The organism is Deinococcus cellulosilyticus NBRC 106333 = KACC 11606 (assembly GCF_007990775.1).
GTDB lineage: Bacteria > Deinococcota > Deinococci > Deinococcales > Deinococcaceae > Deinococcus_C > Deinococcus_C cellulosilyticus.
The window spans coordinates 122,015-144,118 of record NZ_BJXB01000017.1; the positions used below are offsets into that span (position 1 = coordinate 122,015).

25 protein-coding genes are annotated in these 22,104 nt (G+C 55.7%); 10 read left to right on the forward strand and 15 right to left on the reverse strand.

Annotated elements, in window-relative coordinates; translation table 11 throughout:
• Positions 1 to 83 precede the first annotated feature (83 nt).
• The 6 genes from DC3_RS18280 to argJ all read left to right on the forward strand — a co-directional run bounded on the left by DC3_RS18280 (position 84) and on the right by argJ (position 6,156).
• Entirely contained in the window at positions 84 to 881 is a 798-nt protein-coding gene (locus DC3_RS18280; RefSeq protein ID WP_146886849.1) for a hypothetical protein, read from the forward strand.
• Positions 882 to 909: 28 nt separating this feature from the next.
• On the forward strand, positions 910 to 1,704 hold the full coding sequence (thiD, locus tag DC3_RS18285; RefSeq protein ID WP_146886851.1) for a bifunctional hydroxymethylpyrimidine kinase/phosphomethylpyrimidine kinase: 795 nt from the start codon (positions 910 to 912) through the stop codon (positions 1,702 to 1,704).
• Between the two features lie 548 nt (positions 1,705 to 2,252).
• On the forward strand, positions 2,253 to 3,203 hold the full coding sequence (gene argF, locus DC3_RS18290; RefSeq protein WP_146886853.1) for an ornithine carbamoyltransferase: 951 nt from the start codon (positions 2,253 to 2,255) through the stop codon (positions 3,201 to 3,203).
• Positions 3,204 to 3,295: 92 nt separating this feature from the next.
• A complete protein-coding gene (gene argC / locus DC3_RS18295) occupies positions 3,296 to 4,270 on the forward strand; it encodes an N-acetyl-gamma-glutamyl-phosphate reductase (RefSeq protein ID WP_146886855.1) in 975 nt (324 codons plus the stop codon).
• Positions 4,271 to 4,310: 40 nt separating this feature from the next.
• On the forward strand, positions 4,311 to 4,901 hold the full coding sequence (locus DC3_RS18300; RefSeq protein ID WP_146886857.1) for a barstar family protein: 591 nt from the start codon (positions 4,311 to 4,313) through the stop codon (positions 4,899 to 4,901).
• A gap of 91 nt (positions 4,902 to 4,992) precedes the next feature.
• Complete coding sequence (gene argJ / locus DC3_RS18305) at positions 4,993 to 6,156, forward strand: bifunctional glutamate N-acetyltransferase/amino-acid acetyltransferase ArgJ (protein WP_146886858.1); 1,164 nt, start codon at positions 4,993 to 4,995, stop codon at positions 6,154 to 6,156.
• 64 nt (positions 6,157 to 6,220) lie between these two features.
• Here the strand turns inward: argJ and DC3_RS29240 are convergent, their stop codons facing one another.
• The 6 genes from DC3_RS29240 to DC3_RS18330 all read right to left on the reverse strand — a co-directional run bounded on the left by DC3_RS29240 (position 6,221) and on the right by DC3_RS18330 (position 10,968).
• On the reverse strand, positions 6,221 to 6,382 hold the full coding sequence (locus DC3_RS29240) for a hypothetical protein (protein ID WP_186816112.1): 162 nt from the start codon (positions 6,380 to 6,382) through the stop codon (positions 6,221 to 6,223).
• 23 nt (positions 6,383 to 6,405) lie between these two features.
• Entirely contained in the window at positions 6,406 to 6,744 is a 339-nt protein-coding gene (locus DC3_RS18310; protein ID WP_146886860.1) for a hypothetical protein, read from the reverse strand.
• A 126-nt stretch (positions 6,745 to 6,870) separates the two neighbouring features.
• Positions 6,871 to 7,200 (reverse strand): hypothetical protein, encoded by a 330-nt coding sequence (locus tag DC3_RS18315; protein ID WP_146886862.1) that lies wholly within the window; start codon positions 7,198 to 7,200, stop codon positions 6,871 to 6,873.
• Positions 7,201 to 7,279: 79 nt separating this feature from the next.
• Positions 7,280 to 9,406 carry a DNA internalization-related competence protein ComEC/Rec2 gene (locus DC3_RS18320; RefSeq protein WP_146886863.1) on the reverse strand — a complete coding sequence of 709 codons (2,127 nt, stop codon included), beginning with the start codon at positions 9,404 to 9,406 and terminating at the stop codon, positions 7,280 to 7,282.
• Positions 9,406 to 9,771 carry a ComEA family DNA-binding protein gene (locus tag DC3_RS18325; RefSeq protein ID WP_246130731.1) on the reverse strand — a complete coding sequence of 122 codons (366 nt, stop codon included), beginning with the start codon at positions 9,769 to 9,771 and terminating at the stop codon, positions 9,406 to 9,408. The genes DC3_RS18320 and DC3_RS18325 overlap by 1 nt, the downstream gene beginning before the upstream one ends.
• Positions 9,772 to 9,864: 93 nt before the next feature.
• Positions 9,865 to 10,968 carry a GGDEF domain-containing protein gene (locus DC3_RS18330; RefSeq protein ID WP_146886865.1) on the reverse strand — a complete coding sequence of 368 codons (1,104 nt, stop codon included), beginning with the start codon at positions 10,966 to 10,968 and terminating at the stop codon, positions 9,865 to 9,867.
• 139 nt (positions 10,969 to 11,107) lie between these two features.
• Between DC3_RS18330 and rlmB the strand changes: the two genes are divergently transcribed.
• Complete coding sequence (gene rlmB, locus DC3_RS18335) at positions 11,108 to 11,821, forward strand: 23S rRNA (guanosine(2251)-2'-O)-methyltransferase RlmB (RefSeq protein ID WP_146886867.1); 714 nt, start codon at positions 11,108 to 11,110, stop codon at positions 11,819 to 11,821.
• Between the two features lie 64 nt (positions 11,822 to 11,885).
• On the opposite strand, the gene DC3_RS18340 is transcribed toward rlmB, so the two are convergent.
• The 9 genes from DC3_RS18340 to DC3_RS18380 form a co-directional block, all read right to left on the reverse strand.
• Positions 11,886 to 12,326 carry a hypothetical protein gene (locus tag DC3_RS18340; RefSeq protein ID WP_146886869.1) on the reverse strand — a complete coding sequence of 147 codons (441 nt, stop codon included), beginning with the start codon at positions 12,324 to 12,326 and terminating at the stop codon, positions 11,886 to 11,888.
• Between the two features lie 24 nt (positions 12,327 to 12,350).
• Complete coding sequence (locus DC3_RS18345; RefSeq protein ID WP_146886871.1) at positions 12,351 to 12,863, reverse strand: DinB family protein; 513 nt, start codon at positions 12,861 to 12,863, stop codon at positions 12,351 to 12,353.
• A 126-nt stretch (positions 12,864 to 12,989) separates the two neighbouring features.
• The gene (locus DC3_RS18350) at positions 12,990 to 13,961 is read right to left on the reverse strand and encodes an endonuclease/exonuclease/phosphatase family protein (protein WP_146886872.1); all 972 of its coding nucleotides are present in this window, start codon (positions 13,959 to 13,961) and stop codon (positions 12,990 to 12,992) included.
• Between the two features lie 54 nt (positions 13,962 to 14,015).
• Positions 14,016 to 14,567 (reverse strand): hypothetical protein, encoded by a 552-nt coding sequence (locus DC3_RS18355; protein WP_146886874.1) that lies wholly within the window; start codon positions 14,565 to 14,567, stop codon positions 14,016 to 14,018.
• A gap of 65 nt (positions 14,568 to 14,632) precedes the next feature.
• Positions 14,633 to 16,270 (reverse strand): chaperonin GroEL, encoded by a 1,638-nt coding sequence (gene groL, locus DC3_RS18360; protein ID WP_146886875.1) that lies wholly within the window; start codon positions 16,268 to 16,270, stop codon positions 14,633 to 14,635.
• 58 nt (positions 16,271 to 16,328) lie between these two features.
• The gene (groES, locus tag DC3_RS18365) at positions 16,329 to 16,613 is read right to left on the reverse strand and encodes a co-chaperone GroES (protein WP_146886877.1); all 285 of its coding nucleotides are present in this window, start codon (positions 16,611 to 16,613) and stop codon (positions 16,329 to 16,331) included.
• A gap of 184 nt (positions 16,614 to 16,797) precedes the next feature.
• A complete protein-coding gene (locus DC3_RS18370) occupies positions 16,798 to 17,268 on the reverse strand; it encodes an SRPBCC family protein (protein WP_146886879.1) in 471 nt (156 codons plus the stop codon).
• A 222-nt stretch (positions 17,269 to 17,490) separates the two neighbouring features.
• On the reverse strand, positions 17,491 to 18,222 hold the full coding sequence (locus DC3_RS18375; protein ID WP_146886880.1) for a tyrosine-protein phosphatase: 732 nt from the start codon (positions 18,220 to 18,222) through the stop codon (positions 17,491 to 17,493).
• A gap of 95 nt (positions 18,223 to 18,317) precedes the next feature.
• Positions 18,318 to 19,076 (reverse strand): TatD family hydrolase, encoded by a 759-nt coding sequence (locus DC3_RS18380; RefSeq protein ID WP_146886882.1) that lies wholly within the window; start codon positions 19,074 to 19,076, stop codon positions 18,318 to 18,320.
• Between the two features lie 339 nt (positions 19,077 to 19,415).
• On the opposite strand from DC3_RS18380, the gene DC3_RS18385 reads away from it, so the two are divergent.
• Genes DC3_RS18385 through DC3_RS18395 form a run of 3 tightly spaced genes read left to right on the forward strand, consistent with a single transcriptional unit; the run spans position 19,416 to position 21,710 of the window.
• A complete protein-coding gene (locus DC3_RS18385) occupies positions 19,416 to 19,988 on the forward strand; it encodes a hypothetical protein (protein ID WP_146886884.1) in 573 nt (190 codons plus the stop codon).
• The gene (locus tag DC3_RS18390) at positions 19,985 to 20,866 is read left to right on the forward strand and encodes an LptA/OstA family protein (RefSeq protein WP_146886885.1); all 882 of its coding nucleotides are present in this window, start codon (positions 19,985 to 19,987) and stop codon (positions 20,864 to 20,866) included. Before DC3_RS18385 ends, DC3_RS18390 begins: the two co-directional genes overlap by 4 nt.
• 52 nt (positions 20,867 to 20,918) lie before the next feature.
• Entirely contained in the window at positions 20,919 to 21,710 is a 792-nt protein-coding gene (locus tag DC3_RS18395) for an LptA/OstA family protein (protein WP_146886887.1), read from the forward strand.
• Positions 21,711 to 22,104 lie beyond the last annotated feature (394 nt).

Below are 22,104 nucleotides of genomic sequence, written 5' to 3' on the forward strand. Positions count from 1 at the left end.
ACTTACCCTGAGCAAGATGAGCAGCTGCGACCTCAAAGATTTCACCGATGGTCAGGCCTTTTTCAGGGCTTTATGGTGGGGGTATGCCTGATGAACTTGAGCTGATCCGTCGTCATGCCCATCTGGACTCCAGAAACATCCAGCTGTTTCCTGGAAGGCTTCCAGAAGGTTTTCCCCTGAAGCTTGCCGGAGTTGCAGAACACCTGATCGGTTCAGTGGAACAGAACCGTGGGGGGAGCAGACATCTGGTGCATGTGCACTGGAACGATGGTCGCCCCATCGAGGTGGTCCAGAAAACTTTTGAAGCCCTGCTGCAGGATGCAGGTTTTTCTGTTGCAAAACGCCTGCCTCCACATGAAAAAGCCGGTTTTCTTCCTCCCCGGACTGCGAGCTTCACCTCTGAACAGAACACTTACGAGATGGCCTGGTTTGACCGGGGAGAAGAAGAGGTTCTGCTGGACATCCGGCAGGGGAAAGTCAGTCTGGTGTGGGGTTCCACCACCCTGCGACCCCAACGACAGGTTTCTCCCATCATGCAGGAGGCACCGCGTCTGGAGCCTCCAGAATCTTTGCTGGTGATGCCTTCTTTTGCCGCCCACAGCAACATCCACCTGATCTCTGAAGCAGAGATGGTGGGGGCCATGCCGATGTCAGAGGTGGCTCAGCATTACAGGCTGCAAATGCACGCACAGGGATGGAGGCTGCAACATCAGATGAACCATCCAGATGAGGTTTTCGAGAGTTACCAGAAAATCAGGGAAGGCAAACCATTCAATGCCCTGCTGCGCTACCTTTCCTCGAATTCAAACATTCTTGGACTGCTGCAGGTGCGCAAAACCGGATTTCAGGAGGGGGTGGGAATTTACACCATCAGCACCTGAGGGCCATGACCTTATAGAATCTGAATCCATGACGAAAGTGGTGCTTTCCATTGCAGGTTCGGACCCCAGCGGAGGGGCAGGCATCCAGGCCGACCTGAAGACGCTTCATGCCCATGGTGTTTATGGCCTGACGGTTCCCACCCTGATCACCGTGCAGAACACCCTGGGCGTGCAGGCCGTCCATCCGTTGCCTGCTGAACTGGTGCAGCATCAGATTCAGGTTTTGCTGGACGATTTCGAGGTTGAAGCCATCAAAATTGGGGCTCTTGGGAACAGGGCCATCATTGAGGCGGTACATGAGGTTTTGCAGGCTTTGAATGTGCCTGTGGTGCTTGATCCTGTGCTGGTTTCAACCAGTGGCAAGTCCCTGCTGGAGGATGCCGCCATCTCTGCATTGCAGAAATGGCTATTTCCCCTGTGTACGCTGATCACACCCAACCTTCCTGAACTTCAAGTGCTTTATCGGGGAAAAGTCCCTACAGAAGGGAACTTTCTGGTCAAAGGAGGCCATGGGAACGGGACCGTACTGACCGACACTCTATGGATGGCAGGGGAACGGGTCGTTGAATTTCATGCAGAGAGACAGAGCACCCGCAATCTGCATGGCACAGGGTGCACCCTTTCCAGCAGCATTGCTGCTCACCTCACATCTGGTTTTTCTCTTCCAGAGGCGGTCCGACAGGCCCATGCTTACTTGCAGGGAGCCATCCGTCATGCACCTGATCTGGGTCAGGGTTCAGGTGGACTCAACCATTTCTGGCAACAAAATGGTGCTGCTTTTGCTGAAATGGACTCCAGCTTGTGTTCAGGTCAGTCTCATTGAATTTCTGTGCACAATATGATGAAAACATATAGATTTGACTTGGACAGGACATGCATCGGGGTCCAGCACTCACAAAATCAGTCTTCTCTTGAAAACATCCGGTGATTCTCAGACATCAACCTCTCACATTTTTGTCTTAAGACAGCCTTTAGAGTCTTTTACGGGAAAGCCCTTAGGCCAAAAATGTGATGATTCCCTGACCCAAAACAGAGTAAGCTAACCTTGGGGCGCAAAGAGGACATGCATAACCGATCCTGACCCATTGACCACTCACCACCCCACACATCCTCCGGGGAATCCCAGACACAACTCTATTTTCATCAGACCATCCAGTGCGCGATTATCGCGCCCCTTTTTTTTATGGCAGCCCTGCTTGCAGGTCATGGTTAAAGCAGAAGGCAGAAAGCAGAAGGCATATCTGCTTAAGCTTTTGCTGGGTTTGGCCTTCTGCCTTCTGCTGCGACATTCTCCCCTGAAACCTGACCACGCCTCACCCGTCAACAAATAATTATTCAAAAACCACAAAAATTATGTATAATCATTAACCTATGACGAAGTTCCCTCCGCTCCTCACTGGCAGAGATTTCCTGAGCAATCTGGACATTACGCCTGAAGAATACCGCGCCATCATGGACACCGCCCATGCCATGAAGCGCGGCGAATTTAAAGGTCTCAAGCCCCTCGACGGCCAGACCCTTGCCCTCATTTTCGAAAAAGCGTCCCTGCGCACAAGGACCACTTTTGATGTGGCCATGTACCAGCTTGGGGGGCATTCCATCACCCTCAGCAACAATGAGATTGGCCTGGGAACCCGGGAACGCATCAGTGATGTGGCCAAGAACCTGGAGCGCTGGGTGGATGGAGTGATGGCCCGTGTTTACCTGCAAAGCACCCTGATTGAACTGGCCGAGCACTCCACCATTCCTGTGATCAACGGCCTGTCGGATTTCCTGCACCCTGTGCAACTGCTGGCCGATTACCAGACCATTGAGGAGAACTTCGGTCAGGAGAACCTCTCTGGCCTGAAAGTCACCTACCTTGGTGACGGGAACAACCTGGCCAACAGCCACATCCACATGGGCATTCTCACCGGAGCCCACGTGACGGTGTGCACCCCTGTCGGCTATGAACCCAATGGTGGCGTGCTGCTGGATGCCATCAAGGCCGGAGCCAACATCACCCTGACCCACAGCATCGATGAGGCTCTGGAGGGCACCGATGTGCTGTACACCGACGTGTGGATCTCGATGGGCCAGGAGGCCGAAGCCGAGCGCAAGCGGCAGGCTTTTGCTGGTTTCTGTGTGGATGCGGCCATGCTGGAAAGAATCAAACCCGATGGCGTTTTCCTGCACTGCCTCCCTGCCCACTACGGCGAGGAAGTGGTTCCTGAGGCCACCGAGCACCGCAAATCGAAGGTGTTCGATCAGGCTGAGAACCGCCTGCACGCCCAGAAAGCCCTGCTCTACCACGTGATGGGTGGGCAGAACGTCCGCTGGTAACAGCAAAAAGCGCAGGTCTGCAGGAACACATGTATAGGGGCGGGCCACAAACCTGCCCCTCTCCCATGATGGAATGAACACAGGAGAAGACCATGGGCAAACCCCGAGTATTTATTGATGGTGAGGCCGGAACCACTGGCCTGCAAATCCGGTCCAGGCTGGAAGGGCGCACCGACCTTGAACTGGTCAGCATCGATCCCGCCCTGCGCAAAGACCAGAACGAACGCAGACGGCTGATCAACAGTGCAGATGTGGTGGTCCTTTGCCTCCCCGACGAGGCCTCAAAAGAAGCTGTGGGCATGCTGGAGAACGACACCACCCGTGTGCTGGATGCCAGCACCGCTTACCGGGTGGCTGAGGGCTGGACTTACGGCTTTCCCGAAATGACCCCCTCTCAAAAAGATGAGATTCGCAATGCACGCTTCGTCTCCAATCCAGGGTGTTACTCCACCGGAATGATCGCCCTGGTGCGGCCTCTGGTGGATGCGGGCATCCTGCCTGCCAATGCCGCTCTGAGTGTCCAGGGATTCAGTGGGTACAGTGGGGGTGGCCGCCAGCTGGTGGACGCCATGGAAAACCGGGGCGGGACCCACCCTCTTGCCGGAAAGTTCAAGTCCTATGCCCTGGGCCTGGCCCACAAGCACGTGCCAGAAATGAAGAAGTACGGTGCCCTGCAAACGGCTCCTCTTTTCACCCCCTCTGTGGGAGCCTGGAGGCAGGGCATGCTGGTGCAGATTCCGCTCCATCTGAGCACCCTTCCAGAAGGCACCACTGGTGAAAAAATTCATGCAGCTCTGGCAAATCATTACGCAGGCCAGCGGTTCATCGAGGTGATGCCTTTTGAGCATGGCAAGCCTGCAGAACCCCAGCTTGATCCCCAGGACCTCAATGACACCAACCGCCTGCAGGTTTTTGTTTTTGAGAATGCTTCCCTGGGTCACGTGCTGCTGGTGGCCAGACTGGACAACCTCGGAAAAGGTGCATCAGGTGCTGCTGCACAGAACCTGGACGTGATGCTGGGTCTGGAAGGCGATCATGACTACAGTGTCCCCTCCGACCTGGTATGAATTTGGCAAGAAGAACCTTCTAGAATGAAGTCAGACGTGCATGAGTGACCTGATCGAACATTTCTTTCTGTTCAGCCCCCCTGCAGCGCAGCCAGAGGCAGGCCTCAGGCTGTCAGGTGACCATGCCACACTGCACATCCCGCCGGTATCTTCTTTCACAGAGCTTGTTCAGGTGTATGGAGAGGGCCTGGGGCAGGAGGGTTACTTTGGCAACAGCCTGGATTCTTTTCAGGATTGCCTGAAAGACTCCAAAAGCTTCTGGAGCATCCAACCTGCAACCCTCGAAGTGGTGCACCAGGCGCTTCCCAACCTGCCTGAGAGCCATCTGGAAGCCTATATTTCCATGCTGATCCAGATGGTCATCCGGTACAGCACCCATGCCCAGCACAATGAACAACTCGACCCGCAACAGCTCAGGGAGGAGTTGCGCCAGAATTTTCCCAGCATGTCAGAAGCCCAGGTGGAGTTTTACATTTCTCCCATCCCCACCACCACCTTCAGGGTGCATTTTCCTGCGCACACCAGAGGGGTGCTGCAGCAGGTTCTGGAAGGCCTGCAGCATGACGTGCAGCATGAACTGACCTACTGGAAAAGCAAGGGGTTCACTTTGCCCTCCCGATTCACCGATTGATCCACAGCCCAGAGGCTCAGGCTTCTGAAGCTGCATATCCATTTCTCCGACCCGGTGCTTTTCAGACACCGGGCCCCAGCAAGGAGCATGCATGACCTTAGCGTTTCAACCCAGAGGGTTCAAAGTCTGTGCCCGCAACATTGGCATCAAACAGGGACTGCTGGATTTCACCGTCATTGCCTCAGAGGTTCCGGCTTCTGGTGCAGCCGTGTTCACCCAGAGTGCCTTTTGTGGCAGCCCCATCATCGTGGGCCGCGAGCATGTGAAAGACGGCGTTCTGCAGGCTTTCGTGATCAACAGTGGCAACAGCAACGTCGCCACCGGAGAGCAGGGCATCCAGAATGCCCGCGAAATTGTGCGTCTGGTCGCTGATGAACTTGGCATCAAACCTGAAGACATCCTGCCCTCCTCCACCGGGGTGATTGGCCGTCAATTGCCGATGGACATCATCCGTGCAGGGATTCAGGGCGTCGGACGGGACCTGAAAGACGGGCATCTGGAAGATGCTGCCGTGGCCATCATGACCACCGACACCCGCCCGAAAGTCCGTTCTGCACAAATCGGGGACGCGGTTCTGGTGGGCATGGCCAAAGGCAGCGGCATGATCGAGCCCAACATGGCGACCATGCTTTCCTATTTCGTGACCGACGCAAAAATTGACCCTGAGACCCTGCAGTCCCTGCTGCGGGATGTGGTGAACCTCTCGTTCAACATGGTCAGTGTGGACACCGACACCTCCACTTCAGACACGGTGGCCATGATGGCCAACGGCCTTGCTGGAGAGGTGGATCTGGAGGAGTTCCGGAGGGTGTTCACCGCAATGGCCATCGAACTCGCGCAGGACATCGCCCGTGATGGTGAAGGGGCCACCAAACTGATCGAGGTGCGGGTCAAGGGTGCAAACTCCTTCCGTGACGCCAAAGCCCTCGCCAAGAGCATTGTGAACAGTCCCCTGGTCAAGACCGCCATCTTCGGCACCGACCCCAACTGGGGACGCATTGCCATGGCCCTGGGCAAGGTGGACACCCAGGACACCCGCATTGATCCCTATCAGGTGCAGATCTCCTTTGGGGACCTGATGGTCTATGACAAAGGAAACTCTGATGCGGGTCAACTTGATGCCCTGACCCGATACCTGCAAGGCACCGACATCCTGATTGACGTGCACCTGAATCTCGGTTCGCACGAGGCCACCGTGTGGGGCTGCGATCTCACCTATGACTATGTGAAAATCAACGGTGAATACACCACCTGAGCAGCCTGACAAAGACAACCCAGAGGAGCATTCCTCTGGGTCTTGTTTTGCTTTTTGACTGTTGTCAGTGGATGGGAGCTGGAGAAATCTGGATCAGTTCTTCCTCGCTGTGCTCCCGCTCAGAACTTGGCAGGGCAGCGAGGGGTTTGAAGGTGCGGTTGCCCAGCAATTTCTTGCCCAGCATGACCAGACCAAGCCCGAGGGCGGTGACCAGCAGCAGTTTCATGGTTTACCTCCTTGATGGTTTTTTCAGGAACGTCTGCGCATGAACAGCAGGGCGAAGATCCCCAGCACGACGGCCAGCAGGATCAGGTTGCGGCTGCGGTCCTCCTGCAGGTTCTTCCAGACTGTGCTGTCCTGGGCCTTGGCCGCGAACTCCTTCACATCCGAGGCCACCTGATCGGCTTTGACTTTGGCGTCTTCCACCACGCGGATGACCGGTTCACGGATGTTGTCGAAATCGGGCTCGTGGAATTCCTTCCTGGCCTTTTCGCTGATTTCTTCAACTTTTTCACGGACGGTTTCGGCAACCTGGGTCACCCGCTCACTGATTTTTTCACTGAAGTTGTCTTTGTTGTGGGCAGTCATGGAATCCTCCTGGTTTCAGTTCACTCTGAATGCATCTTTCATGCTGTAGGGAATGCTGGTATTTGCAAAAATGGGCTCAAAAAGCTCAAAACCCCAGGCAAGACCTGGGGTGAAAAAGCGGGTTTCTTATGCCATCATTTTGCGGCGACGGACGAGGAAGAATGCACCCAGACCCAGTGCGGTGAGCAGCAGCATGTTGCGTCCTGAGGCCATCTTGCCCACAGGTTGCATCATTTTTTTCATGCGCTCATTGGCTTTGGCTTCTGAAACTTTGGATTTCAGGTCATCCACTTTGGCTTTGACGCTCTCACTGGTTTTTTCGATGAAGCTGGGAGCAGTTTCGGCTTTGACTTCGTGAATGCCAGAGCGGACTTTGTCAGCAGCCTGATTGATGCGATCTTTGGTCATTTCCACTGCATTGGAAAAACGTTCTTTTAATGGGGTTTGTTGGCTCATGGTGGCCTCCTTGAGCGTATTAAAGCACCTGCAGCAATTGGAAGTCTGATAGTGCACTTAAATGCGGTTTAGGCATTCTTCAGGGCAGGTACAGCATGAGGGCTCCCCTCTGGTCGGTTCTGAGGATTTGAACGCCCAGCGATTGCAGGTGACCAAGCACTTCAGGGTGAGGATGTCCATAGGTGTTTTTTCCAGAGCTGATGACCGCATATCTGGGTCGGGTTTCCTGCAGGAAGGTCAGATTGCTGGAATGTCTGCTGCCATGGTGGGCCACTTTCAGGACCGTGAGGGGACCCACCCCCAGCCTGTTTTCAAGGTGGCCTGACAGGTCTCCCAGAAACACTGTGCTGAAGCCGTGCCTTTGCACCCTGAGCACCACACTGTTGTCGTTGTCCTCCTTGCTCCAGGGCGTCCCCTCGGGATAGAGCACCTGCAACGTGGAGTCACCGACCCTGAACTGGTCTCCCCTGCGCACTTCCCGGATGGGAACCTTCCGGTTTCGGGCTGCATTGAGCACCTCACGCAGCCCGGGATCTTCTTCCTTGTCATGTCCAATCCAGAGTTCTGCGGTGGGGATGCTCTTCAGCACAGCGGTGAGGCCCTCGATGTGATCGGTGTCGGCATGGCTGGCGACCACCACATCCAGATGAAAAATCCCCAGTTTGTGCAAGGCAGGAACCACTGTGCGGGCACCCACATCAAAGGAACTTCCAGGGCTCCCTCCTCCATCAATCAACATGGTGAAGTGGCCCAGTTGCAACAGGGTGCTGTCTCCCTGCCCCACATCCAGGTAAACGATGCGCTGGGGTGGAAACAACTGTGCGGGCAGGTAAGAAATCAGGCTTGCCGAAAGACTGAGGGCCAGAAACGGAACAGCTGTGAGGCGGTTCCGCAGCCACAGGAACGCCGCAAAGAGCCACAACAGGTACAGCACCAGTCCTGCAGGGCTGATGGTTCCCCACGGCAAGGGTGGCACCTGTGCGAACAGCGAAACCAGCCACAGAAACACAGACAACACCACCCCAATCAGGGGGTTCAGCACCACCGCAAGGGGTCCCAGAAGCCCTGCCAGCATGCCTGCTGGAACCAGCACCACCATGAACGGTCCCAGAATGAGGTTGCTGATCGGGCTGATCCAGGGCAGCGCATTGAAATTCCCAGCCACCACCGGAAGCGTGAGGAGTTCTGCACAGAAGGTTGCTGCCAGGGGGTAAGACAGCCATTTCGGAATGCCCCCTGGCAGTTTGCTGACCACTTCCGGCGTGAAACTGAGGCCCAGCACCGCCAGATAGGACAGCTGAAACCCCACATCAAAAAGCCACTGTGGGTACACCGTCAGGCTGACCAGTCCAGTGAGGGCGAGGGTGCCCAGCAGATCCAGTTTGCCCTGTCCCATCCAGAGGGCCAGCAGGACCACTCCTCCCTGCAGGACAGCCCTCAGGATGCTCGGCTCAATCCCAACCAGCAGGAGGTACAGTCCAAGAAACCCCAGCAGAGTTCCGTAGCGCCACCTTCCAAATCTGCGCAGCAAAACCTCCAGCAACCCCACCAGGATCGCCACGTGCTGACCACTGAGGGCCAGAAAGTGCGCCACCCCAGCCCGGGTGAAGGCCTCCTGAAGGGTCCATTCACCGAGTTTCTGGTCCCTGAGGTCCTGTTTGTCTCCGAGTTCCAGGGCCACCATCAGGGCTGCATGCTGGGGGTTCAGTTGTGTGGTCAGGCCTGTCTGGAAGTGGGTGTGAAACCCCTGCTCTGGTTCTGTTTGCACCACCTTGCCTCCGTAAAGCACACCATGTACCCCACGAAGTTTCAGCCAGGCTGCGTAATCAAACCCGTGAAAATTCCTTCTGCCCTCAGGAGGGTTCAGGGTCCCACGGATCACCAGATGACCAGCAGGAACATCCGGTGCAGGCGCAAGAGCCACCCGCACCTCGGGCTCCCTGAGCTTCAGAAAAGTCCCATCCCAGTGACCATCCAGTTGCCACTTCTTGCCGTAATAAGGCAGCAAAGGATCAGGTCTCTTCAGCAGAGCAGCAGCATGAAAGTACCCCCATCCCACAAAACACAAGGCCAGCAGCAGGGGTCCCGGAGCACGCAACCAGAACAGAGGGACCAGCAGAAGCAGCCCCCAGAGCAGCTTGTGGGCCAGCAGAATGCCTGCTGCCAGCGCAGCCAGAAAGTAGACGGGATAGGTCAGAGACAGCATCAGAACGTGATCAGAGGCTCCAGGGTGTGCAGCATCTTCTCCCCGATGCCCTTCACCTGATCGAGGTCCTGCATGCTTCGATAAGGGCGGTGCTCCATGATGCGCTGGGCAAGCTTTGGTCCAACCTTTGGCAGTTCAACCAGTTGCTCCAGTGTGGCCGTGTTGACATTGATTCTGCCCATCACCACAGGTTGAATGCTGGAATTCACGGGAGGCACAGGGTTTGTCTGAGCCACTGTCTGCTCCCGCACTGCTGGAAGGTCCCTGACGGTCTCAAGGTGCAGTCTGGGTGCCCGCAGGTGGTCCATCACAATCCACAGGCCCACGAGGGCAAAAGCAATCAGAAGTCCATGAACGGCTTTCATCGCCTTTCAAATTAACTGCATCAGATCAAAAATTGAAGCGCCAGAACAACAAAATCGGGATCATCCTGATGGAAGGCAGGGATCATCCGAATTTCAGTTCAGGGTTTTGGCAGGTTTGGTGCTGGGGTAAAGGGCACTGCGCTGGATGTCGTGGAGTTGAGGCATGGTCTTGTTGCGGCCTGCCCCCTTCGCCTGATAGAGGGCCTGATCTGCCCGCTGAATCAGGGTCTGGATGGAGTCCAGGGGAGCGAGTTCCGACACCCCCACGCTGATGGTCACGCTGCCCACCTTCTTGAACTTGATGGAGCGCATCACCACATGGATGTACTCGGCCACCTGCCAGGCCCGGTGCAGGTCCATTTCGGGGAGGATCACCAGAAATTCCTCTCCGCCCCAGCGACCTGCAATGGCGTTTTTGGGCAGGTGGAGGTGCAGCACCTCTGCAAAACCTTTGAGGATGATGTCTCCCGTGGCATGCCCGAACAGGTCATTGATCTGCTTGAAGTGATCCAGGTCCAGCAACAGCACCGAAACCGTCTTGTCGTAACGCACGGCGTAACTGACCACCTCATTGAGCTGGTCTTCCAGATAACGGCGGTTGTAGAGGCCTGTGAGGGCATCACTGTTGGCTTCCCGGTAGGCCAGCACGTACTTGTCCTTGATCAGGATCACGTAGCGGGACATCATGATGGTCACCACAGACGCCACATAGAAGTGAATCAGCCACGCCATCTGGCTGGGATCAATTCTGGAAAGCACCCCCAGGTGAACCACCAGGCTGAACAGGCTCAGCACCAGCAGTCCCAGTGCAAAACGGTGGGCCAGATGGCTGGGATACAGCACATAAATCACCATGTACTGCACCGGAAACCAGAGGCTGAACGCCAGGAACAGGGGTTGCGCGGTGCTCTGTTCGAAAAAGCCATTCAGGCAGATCAGCAGATAAAGCACTGTGGTGCCCAGGTAGATGTGCTTGATGATCGGGTAGGTTTTCGGAGCCTGCCACACCACCACCGACAGGATCAGCCAGGCCAGCAGCAAAAAAGGCAGGGTCACATGGTACAGCCAGGAGTACTGGGAGATGGACACCCAGTAGGCTGCTGTGCTTCCCAGCGCAGCAATGCCTAAAGTGGCCCGCATCAGCTGAAGTTCCAGCTGTTCAAATTGTCGGTCTAGATCCACATGGAGGTGGCGCATAAAGGAGTGACGGGTCTATTTTACATGCTTTTTGGGTGTTGTGTTTCATCGTTTTCAAAACAACATGGACCACAGCTGAAACACCAGAAGACAGGCCTCCCACGGACTGCAGGCTCTGAGATCGAAGTATACTGAAATAATGCTGATTTATGGAAGAAACCCGGTCTTTGAAGCCCTGCGCAACGGTGAGGTGCTTGAAGTGCTGGTCGCAAAAGGCATTGAGCCGCGCGTGGTGCGTGAGCTGGAAGAATACAACATCCCCCTGAAGTTCATGCCTCGCATTGAACTCGACCAGATGGTGGGGTCCACCCAGCACCAGGGCCTGATTGCGGAAGTGGCAGACCTGCATTTCAGTGATGTGGACGACATCTTCGATCTGGCTGAAGAAAAAGGCGAGCAGGTCCTGATGGTCCTGCTGGATGGCATCACCGATCCCAGAAATTTCGGGGCGATCATCCGCAGTGCAGAAGTGCTCGGAGCGCACGGTGTGGTGGTGGAAGAACGACGCAGTGCTCCTCTATCTGCTGTGGTTGCCAAAACCGCTGCAGGGGCCACAGCGTACCTGCCCATTGCCCAGGTGAAGAACATGGCCCGCTTCATTGATCAACTCAAAGAACATGGGGTATGGGTTTACGGTGCTGCCGGGGAAGCCCGCATGGGTGTCGCTCAGGTGGATTATGCCCGCCCCCTCGCCCTGGTGATCGGTTCTGAAGGGGACGGCATGCGCAGGCTGGTCCGCGAGAAGTGCGATGAGCTGATCTCCATCCCGATTCAGGGCAAAATCCAGAGCCTGAATGCCAGTGTGGCTGCCAGCATCCTGATCTATCAGGCTGTGCAATCCCGCTCAAAGTAAGTCCCAGCTGCAAAGAAAAAGAGCCTCAAGAGGCTCTTTTTTGCTTGATTGGTGGCACACTTCCTCAGTAGGCTCCGTAACGCAGAAACTCCCGCATTTTGAAGGTGCAGGTGTCATCGCTGGTGATCCTGGAACTCCCGGTGATGGTTCTCAATTTGCCATTTTCGGAAAGGTACACCTGGGTGACGAAATAGCCTCTGCCTTCACTGTTCATGGTGTAGGTGGCCATGACTGCCCACTGGTTGAGGCGGGAGGTGGCCTCGGTGGTCACTTCTTTCATCTTTTGCTCTTCCAGGGCTGCCTTCAGTTTGCGGCCAAAAGCATCCGCATCCAGACGGGTGGCAAGAGGTTCAAAGGGTTTGGTGTGCTGGGTTTCCCGCAGCAAACACGCAGAACCGGTGCTCACCCACACCGTGGGTGTGATGGAGGTCCAGCCCTCCAGCGGAATGTTGATCGCTGAGGCTGTGGAAAGCATCAGAAGTCCAGTCCAGACAAAACGTCTCATCAGAGACACGCTACCACACACAAATTAACTCTGTTTGAGGGCCAGACGGATGTGGGCGATGTGGTGGCGCACATGCCACTCGTGCTTGCTCACCAGTTTCCAGATGGCCTGCCTGCCCTCATCCGGGTGGATGAATTCACGCTCCATCTCGGGAATGGCGAGGTGCTTGAGGATGTGCAGCCAGCGTTCATTCACGGCTGTGAAGTGGTTGACCGCAATCTCCACAGGCAGGTTGTAGTCCTGCAACCCGGCCCACAGTTCCTGTGGAAAAGGCTGAATGGTGGGGGCATCCAGGGTCAGGCCAAAACGGAAACGGTTGAATCCCTGGTCATGGGCGTCTGCAATGTGAAAAGCCAGTTGCCGAACGGTAAAAGAGCCCTCCCGGTACTGCCTGTGCAGGTCCTGCTCGGTGAGGGGGCACACCAGATCGTGGAGTTCCTTCGGGAAATCCCGCATCAGCTGCAAATACTGCTCGAAGCGCTCGTGGGAGATGGAATCGGGAATGGATAATGGGCCAACAGGATATTGAGTGTCCATAGGCCATGGTAACAGGCAGGGGGTGAAAAAGTTCAGGTGGATGGGTTACGGTCTGGAAGCCGAGGGCTGAGGGCCGAGAGCCGAGGGCAGAAAGCAGAAGGCGGAACAGCAATAGAGCCGTCTTCATCACAGCTGAAAATCGGTCACCACAGGCAGATGGTCTGATCCAGTGCTCTCCTCCACCCAGGTTCTGAAGAGGGTGATGTCCGGTGAGGTCCAGATGTGGTCGATCCTGAGCACTTTGAAAGAAGCATTCCAGGTGTGTCCGAAACCCATCCCCGAGTGTGCAAAAGCATCCTTCAGGTGGCTTCCCAGTTGTCGGTACAGGGGCCCGAGGGGAGGCATGTTGAAATCTCCGCAGGCAAGAAAATGCTGGTTTTGCTGTCTGGCTTTGCTGTAGGATTCCAGCAGCACATTGACGCCTTCCTGTCGGATGCTGCTGACCCTGTGGGCACGTTCATGCAGGGTGCGGCCCATTCTCTGGTCCCAGGCTGTGGGTCCAAGGCGGTGCCTGTCAAAATGGACCGTGATGATGCGTACAGCGGCGTTCTGAATCTGAACCGTGGCTTCAAGCTCTGTGTGTCTTGAACTGGGAAATTCCAGTCTGCGCTTCTGAACCACCGGGAAGCGGCTGAGGAGGATCAACTCTCCCAGTTGTGCCATTTCCCAGCCACCTTCTTGCTGCTGGAGCAGAGAGAACAGTCGAGGGCCTGTGGTTCTGGCTTCCTGCAAGCACAGAAGGTCGGGCTTCACCTGTTTCACCGTGTTCAGGATGGGTTCCATGCCTGCCAGCCCTCCATGCACATTCCAGGTCATCACCCTGAGGCTGGAAGGGGGCACAGAAACGGGCTGGTGCAATTGCAACCCCATGAGCAGAAACAGCCAGACCAGCACAGGCGAGGTCTGCAAAAACAGCAATTTCCAGCGTCTTTTGAACAGACTCCAAAAGATCACAAAGACGGTAGGAACGATAAAAACATGCTGGGGCACCGAGGCCAGCAAGGTGAAAAGCCAGTGGGTCTCTGCACGGGTCTGGTGCAGGTACCACAGAACCAGCATGGGGAGGGCATTCAGAAACAAACCGAAAATCAGGCGCATTGATGAGCAACATACACATGTTGTGTATGAATTGGGTGAAGGGGTCTGTTGGAGTCAGTGAACCCAGGTGACTGGAATCTGGTCATGAAATCCCACGAACACCTTCAGGCCCAGACGCTCCAGCCTCTCTTGATGGACATAAATTTGTTCTGCAAATCGGGCTGTGATGCATGCAACCAGGGACATGTTGCGGGCCACCACTTCAGGGGTGCCTGCAAAAACGCCAGGATAAAGGGCACCAATTTCAGGAAACGTACCACATGGGAAATGCCGCTGCCAGTTTGCCAGAACCTCTTCATCTCCACTGGCATCTTGAGCACTGCAATAAAACCCGCAATTCCAGTCGTTGTCGAGGTCATATTCAAAGTAGAGGCTCTGGAAGCCCTGGGCTTCACAGACGTCGAGCACCTCCTTTAACACGTCCTGAATCCTTGCTGCAAATGCATCAAAGTCTTCCTGACGCAAATCCTCGAAAGCCCAGGGCGCTTTGAGGGCTTCTGCATAAGCTCTGGCCAGTTCCAGGACCTCTTGCGGGTCACGGTCCATGAGCTGGTTTTGCAGGTCCAGCAAAAAATCGTAGATCGCTTGCAAACCGTTCCAGGTCATGCCTGAATCATAACAACAAAAAACCCTCCTCCCGAAGGAAGAGGGCTGAAATCCAGAAAGGATTTTTAGAAGTCCATGCCACCCATGTCAGGTGCGCCTGCGGGAGCAGGAGGACCTTTGGGCTCGGGCTTGTCGGCGATGATGGCTTCGGTGGTCAGCACCAGGCTGCCGATGGAGGCAGCGTTCTGCAGGGCGGTGCGGGTCACTTTGGCGGGGTCCACGATGCCAGCGGCGATCATGTCGTCCACGAACTCACCAGTTGCAGCGTTGAAGCCGTAGCGGGGTTCTTTGTTGTTCAGGACGGTGTTGACAATCACGCTGCCTTCGAAACCAGCGTTGAAGGCAATCTGGCGGGCGGGCTCTTCAAGGGCGCGCAGCAGGATGCGGGCACCGGTGGCTTCGTCGCCTTCAAGGTTGTCGGCGAGCTGGCGCACAGCGGGAATCACGCGCAGCAGGGTGGTGCCCCCACCGGAGACGATGCCTTCTTCCACGGCAGAACGTGCAGTGGACAGGGCGTCTTCGTAGCGGTGCTTCTTCTCTTTCAGTTCGGTTTCGGTGGCAGCACCCACGCGGATCACAGCAACACCGCCAGCCAGTTTGGCGAGACGCTCTTGCAGTTTTTCACGGGCGTAGTCGCTGTCGGTGCTGTCGAGTTCGGCCTTGATGGCGTTGACGCGAGCATCGATTTCCACCTGCTGGCCGTAACCATCGATGATGGTGGTGTTGTCTTTGCTGATGCGGATGCGCTTGGCGCGGCCCAGCATGTCCAGGGTGGTGTTGTCCAGCTTGTAGCCGAGTTCTTCGGAGATGACCACGCCGCCGGTCACAGCAGCGATGTCTTTCAGCATTTCTTTGCGGCGGTCACCGAAGCCAGGGGCTTTGACGGCAGCAATGTTGAGGGTGCCGCGCAGTTTGTTCAGCACCAGGGTGGCCAGGGCTTCACCTTCGAGGTCTTCGGAGATGATCAGCAGGGGGCGGCCCGTCTGGGCTACGCGCTCAAGCACGGGAAGCAGGTCTTTGAGGGCAGAAATCTTCTTCTCGTTGATGAGGATGAAGGCTTCTTCCAGCACGGCTTCCATGCTGTCAGGGCTGGTGACGAAGTAGGGGGAGATGTAGCCCTTGTCGAACTGCATGCCTTCCACGACGTCCACTTCGGTGGCCAGACCACGGGATTCCTCCACGGTGATCACGCCTTCTTTGCCCACGCGGTCCATGGCGTCGGCAATTTCTTTGCCGATTTCGGGATCATTGGCGGAGATGCCAGCGACTTCCTGGATGGCTTTGCTGTCTTCCACGGGCACGGCCAGACGCTGAATTTCTTCAACGGCAGCAGCAACGGCTTTTTCAATGCCGCGCTTCAGGGCGAGGGGGTTGGCTCCGGCCACGACGTTGCGCAGACCTTCTTTGATGATGGCCTGGCCCAGCACGGTTGCGGTGGTGGTGCCGTCACCGGTGATGTCGTTGGTCTTGGAGGCCACTTCTTTCAGCAGCTGTGCGCCGATGTTCTCGAGTTTGTCCTCGAGTTCGACTTCTTTGGCCACGGTCACACCGTCTTTGGTGATGGTGGGGCTGCCGAATTTCTTCTCGATGACCACGTTGCGACCACGGGGGCCGAGGGTCACTTTCACTGCGTTGGCCACAGCATTGACGCCGCGCTCGAGGGAACGACGGGCCTGTTCGTCAAAAATCAGTTGTTTGGGCATGGGGAAACTCCTTTACAGCAAAGAGAGAAGGTTCAGGGTGATGTGAGACTCGAAACGCTCACTCAACAACGGCGAGGATGTCGCGCTCGTTGAGGATGGTGTATTCGGTGCCTTCGATTTCGATGGTGGTGCCACCGTACTTGGCGAAGACCACAACGTCGCCTTCTTTGACTTCCACAGGAACACGGGTGCCGTTGTCAAGCACTTTACCGCTGCCCACAGCAACCACTTTGCCACGAACAGGCTTTTCTTTTGCGCTGTCGGGGAGAACGATGCCACCACGGGTCTGGGGGGCTTCCTGCACAAGCTCGATTACGACACGATCACCATAGGGTTTCAGCATGGATGAACCTCCGGAAAAATTTCTGCGAGTACGCTGATCGGCACCATCCTGCACAGCCTGAGAAAAACTCAGGTCTGCCTCAGGCTTGAGTGTCAACCAACTCCAGTAGCTATTATAACCTCACTCATTCATGTGTCAATACCTTGAACACAAGATGTGAGTGCTATTCGCTCAAGTTTACTGATCAGGACCGGGCAGGCAGCTGCTGGTTCAATTTCTCCACAGCCTGCCGGATCGTCTTCTCAATGCCCTTGCCATATGGAACGACATTCGAGAAGATCATCAGACTCATGGAACGGGGTTGCAGGCTCATCTGGTAATTGATCTCGGTCTGGCCCCCCTGGTACTCAAACTTGATGGTGGCCCGACCATGCAGGTCCCCCTCAACCAGAAGCTGAATCTCCCGACCGGGACGCACATCCACCACCGTGAGCATCAGGCGCAGGCGGCCCCGCACCAGCATCACCTCTGCCCCGACGTTCCCCCCCTTGATCAGGGTGAACTCCCATCCTGCAGGCCACCACTGGCTGTAATTCTCAAAATCCATGAACGCCTCATAGACCTTCTGAGGCGCAGACATTGCTTTGATGCGTTCTGCTGCTTCGATTTTCGCCATTTCCCAACCATCGTAGCGCAGAATTCGTGGGTTGGGCATGCCGAGAGCCGAGGGCCGACAGCCGAGGGTCGAGGGCAAATGAATTAAGGCAACAGGCAAGACAGAGCAAAAACATCTCTAACGCTATAAAAGAGGCGGTTAAGAGCAGGTCCACCAGCCAGCATGTTGCCAGAATCAAAACGCTTTGCATTCAAAGTCAACCCAGTTGGAGGCAAAATCCGACCGCTGCACAAGTGTTTTGTTGCTCTCGGCCCTCGGCAATCACCCCACCAGACGCCCCCTGATCCGGTCCAGATCCTCATCTGTCAGACCGCAGGCCTGCAGGTATTCAGCCGTGCCACCATATTCTGTGCGCAGGTGGTCCAGCAGGCCCAGCATGGCTTCTGGAGGACTCACCATGAAGGCTTTCATGAAGGCCTGTTTGCGGGGGTCGGGTTCGCGTTCCAGCATCTCCTGATAGATTTCGGCCATGTTTTCGTCGGTGAGGGCGTAATCTGCTGCAATCACCTCATCAGGGACACCCACCAGACTGAGGGCCAGAGCAATGACAATGCCTGTGCGGTCCTTGCCTGCATGACAGTGCACCAGCACTTTGCCCTCAGGAGCATCTGCAATGGCTTTCATGGCCCTGCCGATTTCTGTCTTGAAGTGGGTGACCATCACCTGATACACGTCTTTCATGCTTCTGGCCTGCATGGAAGCCATGCGTGCCGCCTCGTTGGCATCATCGGCCAGAGGGAGGTTCAGGTATTTGACTGCAGGGTGGTCTTTGAAAGGAGGAGCATCCACCTTGAGTTCATGGGGAGCACGCACATCCAGAATCAGGGAAATGCCTGATTCAAGAAGGCTGGTCTTCCCTGCCTCGGTCAGGCGGGTGAGGTTGTCGGAACGGATCAGGGTGTCACGGGTGGTTTTGCCATCCAGGGTCTGCAGGTTGCCAAGGTGTCGTGCATTTTTCAGGCCATCAATATTCAGGGTGTTTTCACGGGTCATGCCAGAAGCGTACTGTTTTGCAAGGCCTTTGAGGATACGGAAAAAGGACAGGCCTGTTGCTCTGTCCCCTCAGCTAAATCATGGATGGTACTCCCTCAGGGAATCTGATAGACCTGACGGGCATTGCGCTCGGTGATCTCTTCAAACTGCTGTTCGGACAGGCCCAGAAGCTCTGCCAGAAACTGAAGGGTATAACGGGTGTAACCGGGGCGATTGGGTTTGCCCCTGTTGGGCATGGGGGCCAGAAAAGGGGCATCGGTTTCCACCAGAATTCGGTCCAGAGGAATGGCTTTTGCAGCCTCCCGCAACTCCTGAGCGTTTTTGTATGTCACGTTTCCTGCGAAAGAGACATGGAAACCCAGCTCAAGCCCTGCCTCAATCAGACCCATGTGTCCGTTGCAGCAGTGCAGGATGCCCCTGTGCCATCCAGCGTTTTTCAGAACCTCCGCACAATCCAGACTGGCCTGCTCACGGTTCTGCTTGTCACGGGTGTGGATGATGACGGGGCGGTCCGTGCGTCTGGCCCAGTCCAGTTGCCATTCAAAAGCGGCGATCTGCACCTCTTTCGGAGCCGCATCCCAGTAATAATCGATGCCCGTCTCCCCCACCCCGACCACCCGGGGATGCTGGCCCAGGGCTTCCAGATCTGCACGCACCTCAGGAGAATCCTGCAGGGCATCTGTCGGGTGGAGGCCCACCACGGTGTAAATGCGGGTGTCCTGCTCACTGAGGGCAATCACATTGCGGGCATGCTGGGGATCGGCCCCAATGGCAATCACGGTGGTGAGGCCCAGTTCATCCAGTGCTGGCAGGGGGTCATCAAGGTAATCCAGATGGCAGTGGGTGTCAATCATCAGGGGTCCATTTTAGCGGAGAGGTCAGAGAAGTTCACAGCCAACCATGCCTCACAACCTCTTACTTGCCTGCACCTCTGAACCCGCTCGGGAGCTGAACACCATTGCTCTCACTGTGCTGCAAAGATCAGTTTCATCCTGTACCCTTTGGCTGCCATTCTCTTCTTGAACCCCTCCTGTACAGCTTTCGCTTCGTTGATCCAGTGAGGCGATTTTGAAAAACACGGCCCCGCACATTAAGAATCCATTGTGGCAGGGATTACGGTGATAAACCCTTACCCTCACTTCACGCTTTTCATGTCCTGATCAAGGACACTAGCTATCGGAGGTTCAATCATCTTGCTACGTTACGCTTCCTGGGCTCTGCTGTTGCTGCTGGTTCTGGGCTTTGTTCTGGCCCTGCTCCCCAGCCCTTCCGTACAGGCCGCGCAAGGGGTCAAACTGATGGAGGTCAGCATGAAGCTGTATCCCCAGCAGGACCCTGATGCTGTATGGGAGTTTCACAGCAAAGACATTCAGTACGATCCCATCGAGGGAAAATCCGTCCTGAATGGCACCCAGACTGGGAAGCGCATGGTGAAAGGTGAGCTGGACATGACCGTCACTGCGCCCGGGATTGAAATTGATCGGACAGATAACTTGCACATGAAAGAAGCTGTCCTTAACATCCCTAAACAGTGCACCACACTGAAAATCCAGAAAGATGTCACCATTGACCAGGCCAGTGGGTTCTCGGGCAAGCAGGTGCAGTACCGTGCCGCCAACATGGACATGACTGCAGATGCCATCACTGCTCCTTTTGACCTTGGAGCAGACACCCAGATGACCAGACCCAGGTTCGTGAGTGATCTGGATGCACCTGAAACGTGTGTCGGTGGTGCCATCGTGGAAAAACCGGAGGATGAAGAATGAAACGAGTATGGATGGCCGTGGCCCTGCTGGGCGTGAGCGCTCTGGCTGCAGACAGCAAAGAGCAGAGACTTCTGAAATTCGCCTCTGACACCTACAAAGGTGACGTGCGAAACGGACCCTACACTTTCACAGGCACCGAGAAAGAGCCCGTGCAGGCCCAGGTGAGCAACCTGAAAATCTCCAGCCTGAGCGCTGTGTTCTCTGCTCCTGCAGGCAAAGCCATGACCGAGGCTGCAGGTTCCAGAACCGCTGAATTCACCAACACCGTCAAGGTGAACCGTGGACGCCTCTCCGCAGAAGGCCCCAGCCTGACCTACTCCGAAGAAACCGGGGTGGGCACCCTCAAAGGTCCTGCCACCAGCGTGTTCGCTCCTGAAAAAGAGGGCGATGATCCTGTGAACGTCAAAGCCAACCAGATGGCTTTCGATGTGGACACCAACATCTCCACCTCCACAGGCAAGGTGAGCCTGGTGACCGGACGCCAGACCGGAACCAGCGACAAACTGGTCTTCGATGAGAAGAAAGAACTGGGCATCCTGACCGGCAGCGTGCAACTGATCAAAAACCCCAAAGACAGCAAGGACAACAAGCTGACCATCACAGGCACCGAAGCACGCGTGCTGACCAACGAGAAGAAGAAACTGCTGCTGGTCAAAGGCACCGTGAAGCTCGTGGACGGGGACATCACCACCACCGGTAACACCGTGTACTACGATGACAAGGCCAACCGCGCCATCGTGATCGGGTCTCCAGCCAAGAGCTACAACGCGAAAAACAAAACCACCATCTCCGGTGGTACGCTGGAACAGAACACCGACAAGAACACCGTGCGCCTCTTCAAAGGCAACGTCGAGTTCTCCGAGACCCAGTTTAAGTAAGCCATCTCGCATTCAGAATTCCTGAAAACCAGAAGCATGGAAGTGACGTGAAATGAAACCCATCCACCGCCTCACCTCCCTGCTTCTTTTTGTTGTCGGTGCAGCCGTTTTCGCCCAGGAAGCGGACACTGCGCCGACTTTTTCTCTGGAACGCAAAGACAAGACCATCGTCATGAGCAAACGCGGCCCGGATGAATCAGGGCTCGCGATTTTCTGCGATCAGGACCCGAACACCAGAGGCATCTTCTACGACCCTTCTGAAGAGGCGGTGGTGGCCACCATCGACGACAACCGCATCAAAGCCCCTCTGGCCATCATGGACAAGAAGGAAAACGGGGACGGGCACCTGGAGATGTCCTCCGGGAAGGCCATTGAAGATGACGATGGGGACTGCCCCCAGGTGGAGCCCCAGAGCAATGCAGGTGGCCTGAAGATCACCAAGGGGAAAACCCAGCTTTCTGGCAGCAAACTCGTTTATGACGAGAAAGACGGTCTGGCGAACATCGATGGTCCCATAACCTTCGAGCGGGAGCAGAAAGATGGAAAACTGACCGGAACCAGCCAGAAACTGGTGGTGGATGTCGACAAGGACACCACAGTTTTGAAGGGAAGCGTGCAGCTCAAGAGCGGCGAACGCACCAGCAGTGCAGAAGAAGTGGAGTACAGCGAAAAGGACAATGTGGCGATCCTGCGGGGCACCCCCCAGAACCCTGCGAAATCCATCAAGGGCAAGGAAGAACTGACCGCCACCACCATCCGGTACAATCTGGAAACCAACGACGTGGTGGCGACCACCGAGAACAACAACATCAAGGGCAAGTTCGAGGACGAGGACAGGAAGTAAGCAGCTTTTGCTCCAGAATTTGAATTCCATGCTCGCCGTAAAAAACTCGGTTTGACCCAGGAACAGGTGATTAAACAGGCTGGAATTCCTTTTGCAACTTACTTGAGCAACATGGAAAAGGTAAAGTCAGCGTTGGACAGAGCCAGTATTTTTCTGCTCTGGCAAGAGTTTTGCGCGTTTCCGAAGAAGATATTCGTTCCATCAACCCAAGTTTAATCGTCAGCATCAACTCTGAGACGAAGGCTCCTGAGCAACAGGAGAAGAACCCTGAGTGGGGCCTGGAGGTCTACCAGGTGAAGACCCCCATTCGGGGGGACATCCAGCTGAAGCCAGAGCACAAAGCAGAACTCCTCATAGACCCAAAGGGGTCTGAGGGAATTCTGCTTTATAAACT